At 47.5% G+C, this 15,216-nt stretch carries 13 protein-coding genes; all 13 read left to right on the forward strand.

Annotation, left to right across the window (positions count from 1 at the left end; genetic code table 11):
* Positions 1-8 precede the first annotated feature (8 nt).
* The 13 genes from ASL14_RS26030 to ASL14_RS26090 all read left to right on the forward strand — a co-directional run bounded on the left by ASL14_RS26030 (position 9) and on the right by ASL14_RS26090 (position 15,150).
* Positions 9-1,274 carry an MFS transporter gene (locus ASL14_RS26030; protein ID WP_134914711.1) on the forward strand — a complete coding sequence of 422 codons (1,266 nt, stop codon included), beginning with the start codon at positions 9-11 and terminating at the stop codon, positions 1,272-1,274.
* Between the two features lie 411 nt (positions 1,275-1,685).
* Positions 1,686-2,054, forward strand: a complete 369-nt coding sequence (locus ASL14_RS26035) for a hypothetical protein (protein WP_134914712.1) — start codon at positions 1,686-1,688, stop codon at positions 2,052-2,054.
* Positions 2,055-2,443: 389 nt separating this feature from the next.
* On the forward strand, positions 2,444-3,925 hold the full coding sequence (araA, locus tag ASL14_RS26040) for an L-arabinose isomerase (protein ID WP_134914713.1): 1,482 nt from the start codon (positions 2,444-2,446) through the stop codon (positions 3,923-3,925).
* A gap of 207 nt (positions 3,926-4,132) precedes the next feature.
* Positions 4,133-4,591, forward strand: a complete 459-nt coding sequence (locus ASL14_RS26045; RefSeq protein ID WP_043922447.1) for a flavodoxin — start codon at positions 4,133-4,135, stop codon at positions 4,589-4,591.
* Between the two features lie 20 nt (positions 4,592-4,611).
* Positions 4,612-5,430 (forward strand): hypothetical protein, encoded by an 819-nt coding sequence (locus ASL14_RS26050; protein ID WP_134914714.1) that lies wholly within the window; start codon positions 4,612-4,614, stop codon positions 5,428-5,430.
* A gap of 362 nt (positions 5,431-5,792) precedes the next feature.
* The gene (locus ASL14_RS26055) at positions 5,793-6,446 is read left to right on the forward strand and encodes an HlyD family secretion protein (RefSeq protein ID WP_134914715.1); all 654 of its coding nucleotides are present in this window, start codon (positions 5,793-5,795) and stop codon (positions 6,444-6,446) included.
* Positions 6,447-6,461: 15 nt separating this feature from the next.
* The gene (locus ASL14_RS26060) at positions 6,462-7,979 is read left to right on the forward strand and encodes a DHA2 family efflux MFS transporter permease subunit (RefSeq protein WP_134914716.1); all 1,518 of its coding nucleotides are present in this window, start codon (positions 6,462-6,464) and stop codon (positions 7,977-7,979) included.
* A 70-nt stretch (positions 7,980-8,049) separates the two neighbouring features.
* Entirely contained in the window at positions 8,050-9,516 is a 1,467-nt protein-coding gene (locus ASL14_RS26065) for an efflux RND transporter periplasmic adaptor subunit (RefSeq protein ID WP_134914717.1), read from the forward strand.
* A gap of 248 nt (positions 9,517-9,764) precedes the next feature.
* Positions 9,765-10,607: an STM4015 family protein gene (locus tag ASL14_RS26070; protein ID WP_134914718.1), complete on the forward strand. Its 843-nt coding sequence runs from the start codon at positions 9,765-9,767 to the stop codon at positions 10,605-10,607.
* A gap of 58 nt (positions 10,608-10,665) precedes the next feature.
* Positions 10,666-12,003, forward strand: coding sequence for an STM4014 family protein (locus tag ASL14_RS26075; protein ID WP_134914719.1), 1,338 nt, complete (start codon positions 10,666-10,668; stop codon positions 12,001-12,003).
* Entirely contained in the window at positions 12,000-12,782 is a 783-nt protein-coding gene (locus tag ASL14_RS26080; RefSeq protein WP_134914720.1) for an STM4013/SEN3800 family hydrolase, read from the forward strand. Before ASL14_RS26075 ends, ASL14_RS26080 begins: the two co-directional genes overlap by 4 nt.
* Before the next feature lie 68 nt (positions 12,783-12,850).
* Positions 12,851-14,275 (forward strand): STM4012 family radical SAM protein, encoded by a 1,425-nt coding sequence (locus ASL14_RS26085; protein ID WP_134914721.1) that lies wholly within the window; start codon positions 12,851-12,853, stop codon positions 14,273-14,275.
* Positions 14,272-15,150, forward strand: a complete 879-nt coding sequence (locus ASL14_RS26090) for an STM4011 family radical SAM protein (RefSeq protein ID WP_134914722.1) — start codon at positions 14,272-14,274, stop codon at positions 15,148-15,150. The genes ASL14_RS26085 and ASL14_RS26090 overlap by 4 nt, the downstream gene beginning before the upstream one ends.
* Positions 15,151-15,216 lie beyond the last annotated feature (66 nt).

Genomic DNA, 15,216 nt, shown 5'->3' on the forward strand with positions numbered 1-15,216 from the left:
ATGAAGATGTGAATCAATTGTTTAAGGATCGTCGTTTTATCCGTTTCTTTGCTTCCCGTACTTCTGCCAACATTGCGGACAGCATTTATTCTATCGTCCTGCTGTATTTTGTACAGCAATCGACACAGTCGGTGGCGATGACCAGCTTCACGTATACGGCCGTATCTGCGGCGTCGATTTTCAGCTTTCTCGTGGGTCCTTTGGTGGATCGCTATTCACCGCCTTTGTTGGCCAGTATCGCCTTGTTTACGCAGGCTGTGCTCATTTTGGCTGTCCCGTTTCTCATTCAGGACGGGATGGTTAATCTGGTCGCTATCCTTGTTATTGTTTTTATTGCATCCTGCTTCTCTACACTGTTTTATCCGGCCAACAGTAAAATGCTGCCGCAACTGGTAGGCTCGCCGGATTTGATTGTCCGGGCGAATTCCATGATTTCGTCGACGGATCAGGTGATTAATATCGCCGGATATCTGGCTGGAGCCTCGCTCATTATCGCCATGGGGATGAAAAACACGTTTTTTCTAGCCAGCGCAATGCTGTTTCTGGCAGGCTTTGTGTATATCAGGCTCAGCAAGCAAATCGACGCTCCTGCGATGGAGGACACGAACGGTAAAGGTTCACTGAAGCTGGGATACTATCTGAGGGAGCTGAAAGAAGGATATCTTTTTGTAAAACGGCACACCTTCCTGAGAATTATGCTTCCGTTCTTTGCCCTGACGAACTTTTCGATGGCGATCTTGGTGATTGCCATACCTTCCATTGCGGTATCCTATGGCTCACCGATCTATTATAGCTTACTGTATGTGGCCTATTTTATCGGTATTTTTGTCGGTTCCTTTCTGGTCAGTGTATTGAAAAAGAACGGCATCACCATTGCGGTCTCCTGGGTAGCCATGGGGCTGGCGATCTACGTGTTTTCCCTTGTGCCGGAGATGTGGATGAAGCTGCTGGCCGCCCTGTTGCTAGGTATTTTTACAGGCATCATCAATGTACTGCAAACGTCCTTGATTCAAATTATTACCCCGCTGCCGTTAATGGGACGGGTGGCATCCTTTCTAAACACCCTGTCGAGCGCAGCCCTGCCATTAGGAGCCTTGATTGGTGGTGCGTTAGCTTTACGGTTTGCTCTGAGCGAGGTGCTGTTTTTCAGCGGACTGATTACCGCATTGTGCGGCTTGATCATGTTTCTGGTCAAGGATATTCGCCAGGTTGAGATTCCTTCAGAGGAAATTGGAAGAGCAACCCCAACTTCCGTTACTGAGGACATAAGCTAGAGCTTGATCCAAATTCATAAGCCACGCATGCAAAATGCCAGGCCCTCATCACAGGGCTTGGCATTTTTAGTATTTCTGGCTCTGGAACGGTTTTGGTGCTGGTTTTGTATCTGGATCGGCGTACTGTATACGCAGTTTGAACTGTTGCTGCTCTGTAGGTTTCGCCTTCCAGTCGGTATAGATTTCTAGTTTGCTTCGCTCGGCTATACTAGAATGAGTATAACCCGTGGTGTGATTCTAGCCTGTGGGATATTACATTGCACATGGCGTTCCAGTTTTTAGCGACTATTTCGAACAGCTAGAAGTTCCAATATGGTTGACGCAGTATGGAAGACAGTATGGGGATCGGAACTTCTTTGGGTCAGTGGGAGAATATATTGATCATATTCCTGCCTTACTCCTAAGGAAGGGATGATATCCTATGAAAACGATATCCAGAGACTATTGGATATCGCCACAAATCGTCACTTGAATTTCTTAAATCTGATCTTTAACAAAGAGATGGAACCTGCTTATCCACAATCCAGCAGCATCCTAAAAAAGGGACTTGAACAGTTGCCTATCGTGTTCAACTACTTGGGTGAAATGCAGGAAGACATAAACATGCTCAGCACTTTGAAGGCTGGGAAGGAGCAGGTTGGCGGGGAAAAGCGATTTTCTTTGAGTCTGCACATACAGGAAGTGGTCTTCAAATTTCTCTATTCCTTCCGTATGAGGAAGATCGTGAAGATATCCATCGAATCTTCCAAGCTGCAAATGATAAGGTTCTATCCGATCTGACCGTAACCAAGTAAGGAATTGAGATGTATTACTTGACGGGAATTATACGATAGTAATCAAGGAAATAAGTTGAGCCTGTCCGTCATGCGAAAAATGCCAGGTCCTAATCATAAGGCTTGGCATTTTTCATAAGTACGTTCATGAGAGTACAGAAGCATACAGCCTTTATGAAGAAGCCAACAGCCTGGCAGGCAAAAAAATATTTTTTTGCCGAATACACTTGTAATTAGAGCGCTTCCATATTAAAATGAAATCAATCCCACTTGTACGTACAACTAATCATTTTTCATCATAATTATGAGAAATAGATTGGATTGTACGTACATAATAGTTTATCTGTTAACACAGCTACAATTATACTTATTTCCTGACAGGAGGAATTTTTAATTATGAAACCGTTTAAATATTGGTTTGCTACAGGAAGTCAGCATTTGTATGGATCCGAGACACTTGATCAGGTACAAGAGCATTCTCGTCAAATTGTAGAGGGATTGAACCAAAGTGGTCATTTACCATTTGAAGTGGTATTAAAGCCGGTTCTGACGAATTCTGACGCGATTCGCCGTCTTATTATTGATGCGAACGGGGATGACCTGTGCGCAGGGATTATTACCTGGATGCATACATTTTCTCCAGCGAAAATGTGGATTGCTGGCTTGACGCGTTTGGCAAAGCCTTTGCTGCACCTGCATACTCAATTTAACCGTGATATCCCTTGGGATAGTATTGATATGGACTTTATGAACCTGAACCAATCCGCGCATGGTGACCGTGAATTTGGCTTTATCGGTGCCCGTTTGGGTGTAACTCGTAAAGTGGTTGTCGGCTATTGGGAGGAAGAAGGCGTTCAGAAACGCATCGGCGGCTGGATGTCCACGGCTGCTGCTTATAGCGAAAGCCAAAATCTCAAAGTAGCCCGCTTTGGTGACAATATGCGTGAAGTAGCTGTTACTGACGGTAACAAAGTATCTGCTCAGGCCCAGTTGGGCTGGTCGATCAACGGCTATGGTGTCGGTGATCTGGTTGAGGTCGTTAATAACGTGTCAGAAGGGGATATCAACTCTCTGTTCGAGGAATACCATGACCTGTATGAGCTGTCCGCAGAAGCCAAGCAGCCGGGTGCAGTACGTGATTCTATTTTGGAGCAGGCTCGTATTGAGCTGGGCTTGAAAAAGTTTTTGCAGGACGGAGAATTTGGAGCCTTTACGACAACGTTTGAAGACCTGCATGGTCTGAAACAATTGCCTGGTTTGGCGGTTCAGCGTTTGATGGCCCAAGGTTACGGATTCGGCGGCGAGGGTGACTGGAAAACGGCAGCGTTAACGCGTCTGATGAAGCTGATGGCCAACAATGTGGATACTTCCTTTATGGAAGATTACACGTATCATTTGGAGCCGGGCAATGAGCTGAATTTGGGTTCTCATATGCTGGAGGTCTGTCCGACGATTGCTGTAAACAAACCGCGTATTGATGTTCAACCATTGGGTATTGGCGGCAAAGCCGATCCAGCTCGTCTTATTTTTGAAGGCAAACCGGGTAAGGCGCTCGTAGCATCCATCATTGAGCTGGGAGGACGTTACCGTCTGATCATTAACCAAATCCAAGCTGTGGAAAATAAAAAGCAAATGCCGAAGCTGCCTGTAGCCAGCGTGTTGTGGAAACCAGAGCCTTCGCTTGAAGTATCTGCAGAAGCATGGATTCATGCGGGTGGAGCACATCATACGGTGTTGTCCTATGCTGTAACCACTGAGCAGTTGCTGGATTATGCAGAGCTGACAGGCATAGAAGCCGTCGTTATTGACAACAACACGAACATCCGTCAGTTCCGTCAGGAGCTGCAATGGAATGAACTGTACTGGCGTAATAAATAATGGTTGCAATAAATAACAAGCTTCTTGTTAAAGCAGCTTATTCATAGGATTTATCAGCGAACAGCCGCATGTTATGCGGCTGTTTTGCGTATGTTTTAGCAAGTATAAAACACTTTTTGAAATTAATATTTGACAATGAGAATCATTATCAAATATTATTTGAGTAGTAGGAATGAATGCATTCCATATGCCAAACAAAAGTGAGGGATGAACTTGGGTAAAATCATGATTGCTTATGCCAGTATGACTGGTAATACAGAGGAAATTGCGGAATTGATCGCCGAAGGCGTCCGCCAGGCAGGACATGAGGCGGAGTTGAAGGCTTCGTATGATTGCAGCGCGCAGGAACTGCTCGGTTATGACGGATTCCTGTTGGGTGTATATACATGGGGAGATGGTGAGCTTCCTGATGAATTTTTAGATTTTTACGAGGAACTGGATGAGCTTGATCTATCCGGTAAAAAGACCGCTGTATTTGGCAGCGGAGATACATCCTATACACAATTCTGCGGCGCTGTTGATCTGGTAGAGGAAAAAGTCAAAGAACGCGGCGCAACTGTTATTCAGGAGAGCTTGAAGATCGAATTCAACCCACTGGACGATGAGAAGGAAAATTGCCGGGCTTACGGAAGACAATTTGCACAGGCTGGTATTGGGGTGTCCTGAGAAGAGAGCGAGGGATAGGTATGCGCAATAGCGATAGCTTAAGCGGCTTTCCTCTTCTGCACGACTATCAGCTTGAAGAGATGTGGAGAACTCCGCAGTCTACCCGTCAATCACAGGGAAAACGCGGGCGTGAAGGCTGGAATTGGAGGCAACGGGTTCAATATGCGGTAGGGCATGCGCTAAATGAATACTTCGGAATGGAAGTAGAGGTGCGGCGGGAAATCCCCGTCCAGTACGTGCTGGAGAAATGGTGGCCCAACCAACCAACCGGCTTCGAATCGTTGTTCCATTACTGGGACGTTAAAAATAAAGTGTCAGGCGAGCTGTCTAAAATTTGTGCATTATATAGGGACTTGTCAGTGCCGGTGATGTTGTATGAGCAATTTTGCACGCCGGTCCCTGAGCTTGAGGTCGACATTTCACTTATTGTGCAGGCTGCCTGGCAACTGTCAGCTGGAGCCGATTCCTTGCTGATTCAGAAATACATCGTGGATTATAATCCCAACGTTATTCATACATTTCAACATTTGACGAATGTTTTTTGTTATTATGCATTTGGCGCTCTTCCGCAGCTTATTGAGGTCTACTGTCTGCTGGAAGGCAAAAAAATCCGCTTTATCCCGGGTCCTGCTTCTTTACAGCAATCTCTGGATTACGTTCGGCTATTGCGGGATTCCAGAGAGGATGTACACGCGACAACAGAACGATGTCGTTGCGGAGCCTGCCTGGGGGAACAACGATCACAGGGCAATAGCAACAGGCTGGATAAGAACAAAAAAGAGCAGCAGGAGGCCAAAAACCGTAAAGAACGGTCAGGGGGACCTTTGCTTCTCTCTTAGTTTATTTTTTTGAAACCCTTTAAATGTAAGTAATACCTTTTCGTTGAAAGAGCCTTGTTTCCCAAGGCTCTTTTTTATGAAAATTTTTTTGAAAAACTGAAAATTTATATTGCCTGAATAGATAAATGTAACTATAATATTTCAATGTACGATATTTATATGAAAATATTTAAATATAAAAGGAGACGGTGTGTGAGCATAGACAAGGATTGCCTATGTACATAGATAATGTTCTTTCTTTTTGCATGGTATGCTGCCATGTGCTTATTTTACGTTCTCGGTTTGGTTTGATGGTCTAATATTTCAAAATTAAAATATTAGCGTTGAATAATAAAATTTTTTGGACAACAGGGGTGGAAGAAGTGAGTAAGAAAACCGTACTGCCAATTCTCATCGTACTGCTCGTTCTGAGCGGTGGGGTCATTGGCTACTATTATTGGTACCAGACAACACACTTTGTTAAGAGTGACGATGCGCGCATTCAAGCGGATCAGTATAAGGTAATGCCGCAAATTTCCGGAGAGATTACACACATTGATGTGGAGGAAGGCGATGTCCTTCAGCGTAATGAACCGATTGCCGAGCAGGATGTATCGGGGCTGGATTCCAGCATGATCAGCAAGTCCGTACTGCGTGCGCCGATCAACGGTACCGTCATTAAGATTTATTCGAAGGAGCATGAAATCGGTTCTCCGAGCAGTGCTGTTGCGACCATGGTTGATATGAACAGCCTGTATGTCTCCACGAATATTGAAGAAACCGATATTGACCGTATTAAACCGGGACAGCTTGTTGACATTACGCTTGATGCAGCAGGTGACAAGACGATTCAAGGCAAAGTGCGTAAAGTGGGAGAAGCCTCGAATGCGGTGTTCTCGCTCATTCCTGCGGTAAACACAAGCGGTAACTTTAACAAGGTGACCCAGCGTGTGCCTGTAGAAATTGCTGTTAACAAGCCGAAGGATATGAAGCTCATTCCAGGAACGAACGTGGAAGTTAAAATTCATACACCTTAAAAAGGAGGGGTCCATGTGGCTGCCAATGAAACTGCTGCTGCTCCTTCGACAGATTCTTCCAAAGAACGCTGGCTTGCTTTTTTTGCCATCGTTTTAGGCGCCTTTGTCGCCATTCTGAACAACAGTCTGATCAATGTCGCCATTCCTCGATTGACGACGGACTTAGGATCAACGACGACACGTATTCAGTGGGTTATTACAGGTTACACGCTTGCATCTGGTGTAATCGTCCCGATTACCGGATATATGGAGCAGCGCATCGGATACAAAAAGTTTTTAATACTTGCGCTCAGCGTGTTCTCGCTGGGAACGGGAATATGTATTTTTGCATGGAGTGATTCTTCCCTGATCGCAGCACGGGTGCTGGCTGGTCTGGGAGGCGGTGTCATTATGCCGCTGAGTATGACGATTATTTACAAAATCATGCCGCGTGAACAAATCGGTATGTCCCTTGGGATATGGGGGATCGCCGCAATGGCGGCTCCAGCCGTTGGACCTACACTGAGTGGCTATTTAATTGAATGGCTTAACTGGCGTTTCTTGTTTATTGTCAGTGTGCCGGTAGCTTTATTTGCAATTTTAATGGTTATTCTTCTGATCAAGGAGCCGCCTAAAGTAAAGCCAAAGCCGTTTGATTTACCTGGTTTTTTGCTGGCCGCAACTTGTGCAGGAACACTCTTGTACGCATTGACAAACGGACAGCATGATGGCTGGACTTCTTTTAAAATTGTATCTCTACTGTTCGTCGCCTTCTGGGCGCTTGTCTTTCTCATTTATGTAGAAAGCGGAAAAGACAATGCTGTAATCGAAATTTCATTATTCAAAAATTCAAAATATACGATTAGTGTCATTGCCTCTAGTTTCGTCATGATGGGGATGTATGGAGGAACTTTTTTGACACCGTTGTTTTTGCAAAATATTCAGCATGTGTCACCAATTGATACCGGAATCATCCTCATTCCACAGGCGATTGCAATGGCGGCTATGATGCCGATTGCGGGGCGGTTATTTGATAAGTTCGGCATTGTACCTCTGGGACTTGTTGGCCTGACACTGACCAGCTTTATGACATACCATTTGCATCAACTTACGCCAGACACACCGCATATTTGGCTGGAAACCGTAATGGCATTCCGAGGTCTTGGAATCGGTATTTGTATGATGCCATTGTCTACCGTTGGTATGAACGCAGTTCATCCGAGCAAGGTAGCGAATGCGTCTACAGCATCCAATCTGGTGCGTACCGTTGCAGCATCTATGGCCATTGCAGTGTTGACAGCGATTATGCAAAGCCGTTCGGCAGCTCATGCCCAACAAATTTCGGAGACTGTTACACCGGACGCGGCTCATGCGCTGCAAGCGACGTTGGGCAGCTCTTGGGTGTCATCTGTAAGTGGTTTAATCACGCTGGATGCCACATCGAGAGGGATTGGGGATACGTTCCTCATTTCATCCATACCGCTGTTTTGCACGATTCCACTGATCTTTTTGTTTATTCAAAGGAAGAAAGCAAAGACACAGCCGGAGGCTTAATCAAAATAACTACAAAATATCGACTGGATGGCTTACATTATTTCCACGGACAGAAAGAAAGGGAATTATCATGAAAATATTGAGAGTAGAAAGTACATTAGCGGCCTTAGTGCTCGGCGGCGCAGTGCTGGCAGGCTGCTCCAGTAATAGCGGAGCGGCGCAGGATATGGTCGTGCCTGTCAAGATTAGCCAAGCGCAGCAGGGTATCATTGGGCAAGGGAACATTTATACAGGAACGGTAACACCTTCGGAGACGGTGAATATTGTGCCAAAAGTGGGTGGTAAAGTAGTTGAACTGCCTGTGGATATTGGCTCAGAGGTCAAAAAAGGTCAAGTGCTGTTCAAGCTTGATGACAAGGACATGCGGAATAATGTAGCGAAAGCCCGCGCCGCCGCCGCCGCGGCAGCAGCAGGAGTGAGCTCTGCTCAGGCCTCCCATGAATCGACGATGGTTCAAGCCAACTCGGGCGTAGTACAATCCAAAAGCGGCGTGATTCAGTCCCAAAGCGCAATCAATCAGGCGCAGGGAGCCATTAATCAGGCTACTACAGCCGTAGAACAGGCGACACACGGCGTCTCCTCGGCCGCCAATACAGTGAAGCAAACGCAGCAAGCGCTGGCGGATGCTCAGAAAAATGTGACACGTACTCAAAGCCTGTTTGACGCGGGTGCGAGTACCCAAGCACAATTGGAACAAGCAAAAACAGCCGTTGTGAACGCTGAAGCGGCATACAACAATGCGCAAAACGCACAGGCTAATGCCCAGGATCAACTGGTGGCTGCTCGGAAGGCGCTCACTACAGCCCGTAACAGCTACGATTCAGCAAAAAACAGCTACAGTAATGCTAACAGCGGCTACAGCAATGCACAAAATCAACTGAAGGTATCTCAAAATACAGCGGTTATCGAGTCCAGCCAACAGTCTCTCAATCAGGCTCAGCTCAATGTGAGCATCGCTCAGGACGCACTCGACGATACAGTGATTACATCACCGATTAACGGTATTGTAGGTACGAAAAATGCAGAAGTAGGCGAAATGGTATCCGCACAGGCTCCTGCGCTGGTCATTGCCAACCTGAGTACAGTTAATACACTGATCTATGTACCGGCTGAGCAAATCAACAATGTAAAAGCAGGCGACAAGGTACAGGTACGTGTAGCAGCTTCCAATATTGTGACAACAGGTACCGTTAAAAATGTAAGCCCGTTGGACGCAAGTGGAAAAGGATATCCTGTGAAAATTTCGGTGGCTAATCCGGACGTGAAACTGAAATCCGGTATGCTGGCTGATATCAGCTTTGTCGCTGCAAATGCGCAAGAAGGTATTGTCGTTCCTACCGCAGCGATTCAAAAGGATCAAGGTAAACAATATGTATACGTTGTGAATGGTGACCATGCGAAACGCAAGGAAGTGAAGACGGTTCAGACGACAGGCTCACAAACACTGGTTACCAGTGGCTTGAGCAACGAAGAGAATGTAATCGTGAATAATCTTGCGTTGCTGTCTGATAACTCACCGATCACCATTAGCCAATAATTCGGCTTCAAAATTTCTTGTATTATATAGTAGAGATTTATTAGGGAGTATAAGCGCAGGGCAGACCGGAGCAGTTTTACCGGGCTGCCTTGTTTAATTTCATCGCTTACATTTTACATAGGATTGATGTCGTCAGGGGTCTATTTTTGACGAACATTGGTATGATAGGATAGACTAAACTGGAAATAGATAGTTTACGAGATAGGGATTTATTACATTTTCAGATCAGTGATCGGAGGTATTACGAGATGGAAGTAAAGCTGGTTGTGGATTATGAAGCTTATGAGAATGGTCAAACGATGGCTAAGTCTATTGAAGAACAGGCAGGTAAGCCAGAGAGCGCGGAAATTACAGATTTGATTATTGGAGACTGGGGCGGAGCCTATGAACAATCACCGGAGGATTTTATTCCGGTACTGGTAAAGCACAAAGATCAATTTCCGAAGCTGCGTAAGCTGTTTATCGGGGATATGGAATATGATGAGTGTGAGGTTTCGTGGATTAACCAGACGAATCTGTCTCCGCTGTTGGAGGCGTTTCCAGCTTTGGAATCCTTTTATGTCAAAGGAAGTCAGGACCTGAGCCTGGAGCCGTTACGGCATAAAAACCTTCAGGAATTGGTTATTATTTGCGGAGGTTTACCTGCGAGTGTCCTTCAGGAAATTCGTAATGCCGAGCTGCCTGAGCTGCGCAAGCTGGAGTTGTATTTGGGCGTGGATCAATACGGTTTTGACGGTGGTATGAAGGATGTATTACCGTTTCTGAATGACAATCTTTTTCCAAAGCTGACCTATTTGGGGCTGAAGGATAGTGAAATACAGGATGAAATCGCGATTGCTGCGGCAAACGCACCTGTGATTGGACAACTGGAGGTACTGGATCTGTCTCAAGGCACGTTGTCCGATAAAGGGGCTGAGACACTGCTCGCTAGTGAAAGTATCAAAGGGCTAAAGCATCTGGATTTGAGCTATCATTATATGTCGGATGAAATGGTAAAACGTTGGAAAAACTCCGGACTGTCTGTGAATGTAGAAGATCAGCAGCAAGCGGACGAGGAAGATGATTGGCGTTATCCATCGTTGACCGAGTAATCCATAAAAAGGACTCTTTACGATCAAGCTTATTCAAAAATTAAAGTGAGGCGTCTTTATGGTTGGGATATCAGACAGCAATATCAGCGAGCCGTTTATTTTGTTTGGCAATCCGGGGAATCGGCGGACCACAGGATTACAGGAGGCGCGAAGTAGATTGAAGCTGCCGCCCGCTGTTGAGATTTCCTATAAAAATGTGCTGGAAGCCATCCGGGAGAAGCAAAGTCTGGGGGAGTTGTTGGCCCGAATAGCTGCACAGGCTGCGCCAGACAGCGTAAATGCTAGTGTTTATGTGCAAGAGATCATTCGCCAGTTACAGACGGGAAGGGCGGACATTAGTCCGCTGCTTCGTCTGGATGCACCCGGTGAAAGCTTTGAGGTAGAGCGTGAATTGATCGCTTTGGGCGCCTCGGATGCAGAAGGAGACGATTCTTTGTTTCTGTGTGCAGAATCAGCACATGGCACAAGTATATCTTCGGCAGAAGCGCGAGCCCTGCTGGAGCAGCACGGTCGTATTTGGCACCCGGCACAATGGTTCCGGGGCTTTTGCCGTCTGCTGGCGTGGCTGCGGTATGAAGCGGCCCTGCTATGGCCCTCCTCGCGCTGGATGAATGACCCGGCGGAAGTGGCTGTGATGTTCGATAAACGGCGTTGCAGCATCGTATTGGACAAGGCGGGTATAAGGGTACCACCTGTGCTTGTATCATCAGAGGGTATCTTTCGTGATGTTGCTGATCTGCACGCGGCGATGAAGGAGAGCGGGATTCACCGCCTGTTTGTGAAAATATTTTGCGGGTCCGGTGCTTCCGGTGTAATGGCCTATCAGGTGCATCCGCGGACACGGGCAGAGCTGGCAGTAACCACCATTGGAACGGAAATCGTACACGGTCAGCGTGTGTATTACAATGCGGGACGCTTGCGCCGTTATACGGACAAGCAGGATATTCATGCTATCCTGGGCTGGCTATGCTCGGAAGGGGTGCATGTGGAACGCTGGATACCTAAAGCGAGTCTGAACGGACGTGTTTACGATGTACGCCAGCTTGTTTGCGGATCAGAGGCTTGTCATGCCGTTTTACGTTTAAGCCGAAGCCCAATTACGAATCTGCATTTGCGCAATGAACGGCTGTTGCTGGAGGACGCCGGGTTGCTGCAGGATACGGTAGAATCGGTTCGGCAAATTGCGGAAGCCGCGATGAGCGCTTTTCCGGTCTCTATGGTTGCCGGGCTGGATGTGCTGGTTCCTGCACATGGTGGTCGTCCCTACGTGCTGGATGTAAATCCGTTCGGCGATCTGTTATACCGGGTGAAACATCAGGGGTGGAATCCATATGAATGGGAAATGCTGCATCTCGCCAATGGGACTGCAACTTTGGAAAGGAAAGGCTTATTATGACCGATATGAACCAGATTGTCGGTTCTCATGATATTGTCATGATTACGCTTGACACGCTGCGTTACGATGTAGCCAAGCTGGAGGAAGAAAACTGTCCGAACCTGTGTGGCTCCGGGCCGTGGGAAAAACGCCATACGCCGGGCAGCTTTACCTATGCTGCACATCATGCGTTTTTTGGCGGATTCTTGCCTACACCGGCTAATACGGATAAGGCATCTCACATACGGCTGTTTCATACTAAAGATACGGGACTGCGTACGCATCCGCATACGTGGCTGTTTGATGCACCGGATATTGTATCCGGGCTGGCGGGTGAGGGCTACCGGACTATTTGCATCGGCGGTGTTATTTTTTTTACGAAAAAAAACAAGCTTGCCAAGGTGCTGCCGGGGTATTTTCAGGAAAGCTACTGGCGTATGACCTTCGGCGTTACGAATCACCGTTCAACCGAGCACCAGGTAAATCATGCCCTAAAGCTGCTGGAGAAGGCAGACCCGGCGCAGCGGCTGTTTTTGTTCCTGAATGTGTCAGCTATTCATGGCCCTAATCACTATTTTCTGGAGGGCTCAGCCAAGGATTCGGTGGAGTCCCAACGCGCAGCCTTGCGTTATGTGGATGGGCAGCTTGGACGTTTGTTCGACGCATTACGAGAACGGGGAAAGACGTTTTGCATGGCCTTTTCCGATCATGGCACGGCTTATGGGGAAGACGGCTACGAAGGGCATCGTCTGGCGCATGAGGTAGTATGGAATGTACCTTATCGCGAATTTGTATTGTAGGGAAAAAGAAATGATAGACTGCACTGGTAAAATGTAAAGAATCAATCCAGCGCGAGGAGGGAGCAGAAATGAAAGCCATGAATCTGAATCACTCGCTTCTAACGGGAGCAGGAGCCAATCCCCCTGCGGGGCTGGACACAGGCTCAACATCTAGGTCTCTATGGCCTGAGAACCCTGTTGAATGGGCACGCACGATCCGTGAAGCTCCCTACCGCTCCTATTTGTACTCTTACCCGCATAAAACGGCCTATCGGCCTTTTGATACACCGCTCTCCTTGCAAGAGTTGTGGGAGAAGGAGGAGCTGGAGAGCTATTTTTTGTATATGCATATTCCGTTTTGCGCGGCTCGTTGCGGGTTTTGTAATCTGTTCACTTTGCCGGACAAACGGCTGGATGTGCATAAGGAGTATGTGGATGCGCTTGAAAGACAAGCTAGGCAATGGGCACCAATTATGGGCGGTCGGCCTTTTTCACGCTTTGCGATCGGCGGCGGTACGCCAACCTTGCTGGAGGCTCCTTTGGTCGAACGTTTGTTTGATATTGCTGAGAATATAATGGGCTTAGACCCAGAACATGCTTCCATTTCGGTGGAAACGTCACCGGATACGGTAACCGAAGATCGGCTGGAGGTGCTCAAGCGCCGCCAAACGGACCGTGTCAGCATGGGAATCCAGAGCTTTGTGGAGTCGGAGAGTGCGGCCATATACCGCCCTCAGAAGCCCAAGCTGGTACGCGAAGCGCTTGCGCGGCTGGTAGAGTACGATTTTCCGCTGTTGAACGTGGATTTGATCTATGGTCTCCCCGGTCAAACGGCAGAAACCTGGCTGTATTCTCTGGAAGAGGCGTTATCATACGAACCGGGTGAAATTTTTATTTATCCATTATACATTCGGGAAAATACGATTTTAAAGCCGGGCTATACCGGGCTGGAGCATGATATTCGTCTGAGCTTGTACGAAGTAGCACGTGAAAGACTCCAACAGGCGGGATATGTGCAGTACTCCATGCGTCGTTTTGCCAAAAATGAGGATGCACCCGGCAATGAGTTGCTGCCATATAGCTGTCAGGAGGAAGGCATGGCCGGTCTGGGCTGCGGTGCGCGTTCTTATACGCGTAATGTCCATTATGCCAGTCGATACGGTGTTAGTGCAGTGGCAACGCGTGGCATTATTGCTGATTATGTCGCCGCCGAGCGTCATGATCTGGCTGACTACGGTTTTATTTTAAATGTGGAGGAGAGCAAGCGGCGCTTTATTCTTAAGGCGCTTCTCCATCGGGAAGGTCTGGAGCTAGCTGCTTATGCGGCGCGCTTCGATGCGTCTCTGGCGGACGATTTTGCAGGAATGTCCTTGCTATTGCAATCTGGTATGGCGATGGTTGTGGATGGCACACTGCGACTGACCGAGGAAGGAATGGCTTATTCCGATGCGATTGGCGATTGGATGATCTCCACGGCAGTACGGGAGCGGATGGAAGGCTACGTAGGCGCATGAGAGCAACCCTATATTATCGTGGCTCGTTGACTTCCTGTAACTATGCTTGCCCTTACTGCCCGTTCAGCAAAAACGTGGATAGTCGTGAAACATTGGACAAGGATCGGGCGCAACTGGAGCGTTTTGCCGATTGGGTACGGGAGCAGGGAACTTTGGGACATCGACTATCCGTATTCTTTAATCCGTATGGAGAAGCTCTCATTCATTCCTGGTACCGCAAGACCATGATTGAGTTTTCCCATATGGCGCATGTGGATAAAGTGGCTGTACAGACGAATCTGTCCACTAAGCTGGATTGGGCCAGAGAACTGAATCCGAAGACGGCTGCGCTGTGGGCGACGTATCATCCGGGAGAGACGAAGGAGCAGGCTTTTATATCTCAAGGAATGAAGTTATATGAACTTGGTATTTCCTATAGTGTCGGCACCGTGGGACTGAGACAGGCTTTTCCCGCTATTCATTCCTTGAGATCACAGCTTCCGAAGGATGTTTATTTGTGGGTTAACGCCTATAAAGATCGACCCCATTATTATACCGAAGCCGAGATTGATGAATTAACGGCTATAGATCCCTATTTCCAATGGAATTTGCATGATTATAGTAGTCAGGGACGGGCGTGTCGAGCTGGAGAGGATGTATTTTACGTACAGGGTGATGGGCGTGTAAAACATTGCTATCAGGATCGGCGAGTGCTGGGTCACTTGTACAGAGATGGCCTTGAAGGACTAAGTGCCAAGCGTCCGTGCCGGATGAAGGAATGCGGCTGTTATATCGGGTACATTCATATGGAGGAGCAGCCATTTCGGGAAATGTACGGCAGTGGTCTGCTTGAAAGGGCGCCCCAGGTTCCGGTATTATCAGTTCCACACATTTAGCTATGTCCTATAGAACAAAAAAAAGAACCGACCCTTGCATCAAGCGAAGGTCGGTTCTTCCGTTTC

Source organism: Paenibacillus sp. IHB B 3084, assembly GCF_001447315.1.
Classification (GTDB): domain Bacteria; phylum Bacillota; class Bacilli; order Paenibacillales; family Paenibacillaceae; genus Paenibacillus.

Excerpts from the sequence above, each read along its gene's own strand:
- ASL14_RS26035 (WP_134914712.1), top strand. The coding sequence starts at position 1,686 with ATGATATCCTATGAAAACGATATCCAGAGACTATTGGATATCGCCACA.
- araA (WP_134914713.1), top strand. The coding sequence starts at position 2,444 with ATGAAACCGTTTAAATATTGGTTTGCTACAGGAAGTCAGCATTTGTAT.
- ASL14_RS26045 (WP_043922447.1), top strand. The coding sequence starts at position 4,133 with ATGAACTTGGGTAAAATCATGATTGCTTATGCCAGTATGACTGGTAAT.
- ASL14_RS26050 (WP_134914714.1), top strand. The coding sequence starts at position 4,612 with ATGCGCAATAGCGATAGCTTAAGCGGCTTTCCTCTTCTGCACGACTAT.
- ASL14_RS26065 (WP_134914717.1), top strand. The coding sequence starts at position 8,050 with ATGAAAATATTGAGAGTAGAAAGTACATTAGCGGCCTTAGTGCTCGGC.
- ASL14_RS26070 (WP_134914718.1), top strand. The coding sequence starts at position 9,765 with ATGGAAGTAAAGCTGGTTGTGGATTATGAAGCTTATGAGAATGGTCAA.
- ASL14_RS26075 (WP_134914719.1), top strand. The coding sequence starts at position 10,666 with ATGGTTGGGATATCAGACAGCAATATCAGCGAGCCGTTTATTTTGTTT.
- ASL14_RS26080 (WP_134914720.1), top strand. The coding sequence starts at position 12,000 with ATGACCGATATGAACCAGATTGTCGGTTCTCATGATATTGTCATGATT.
- ASL14_RS26085 (WP_134914721.1), top strand. The coding sequence starts at position 12,851 with ATGAAAGCCATGAATCTGAATCACTCGCTTCTAACGGGAGCAGGAGCC.
- ASL14_RS26090 (WP_134914722.1), top strand. The coding sequence starts at position 14,272 with ATGAGAGCAACCCTATATTATCGTGGCTCGTTGACTTCCTGTAACTAT.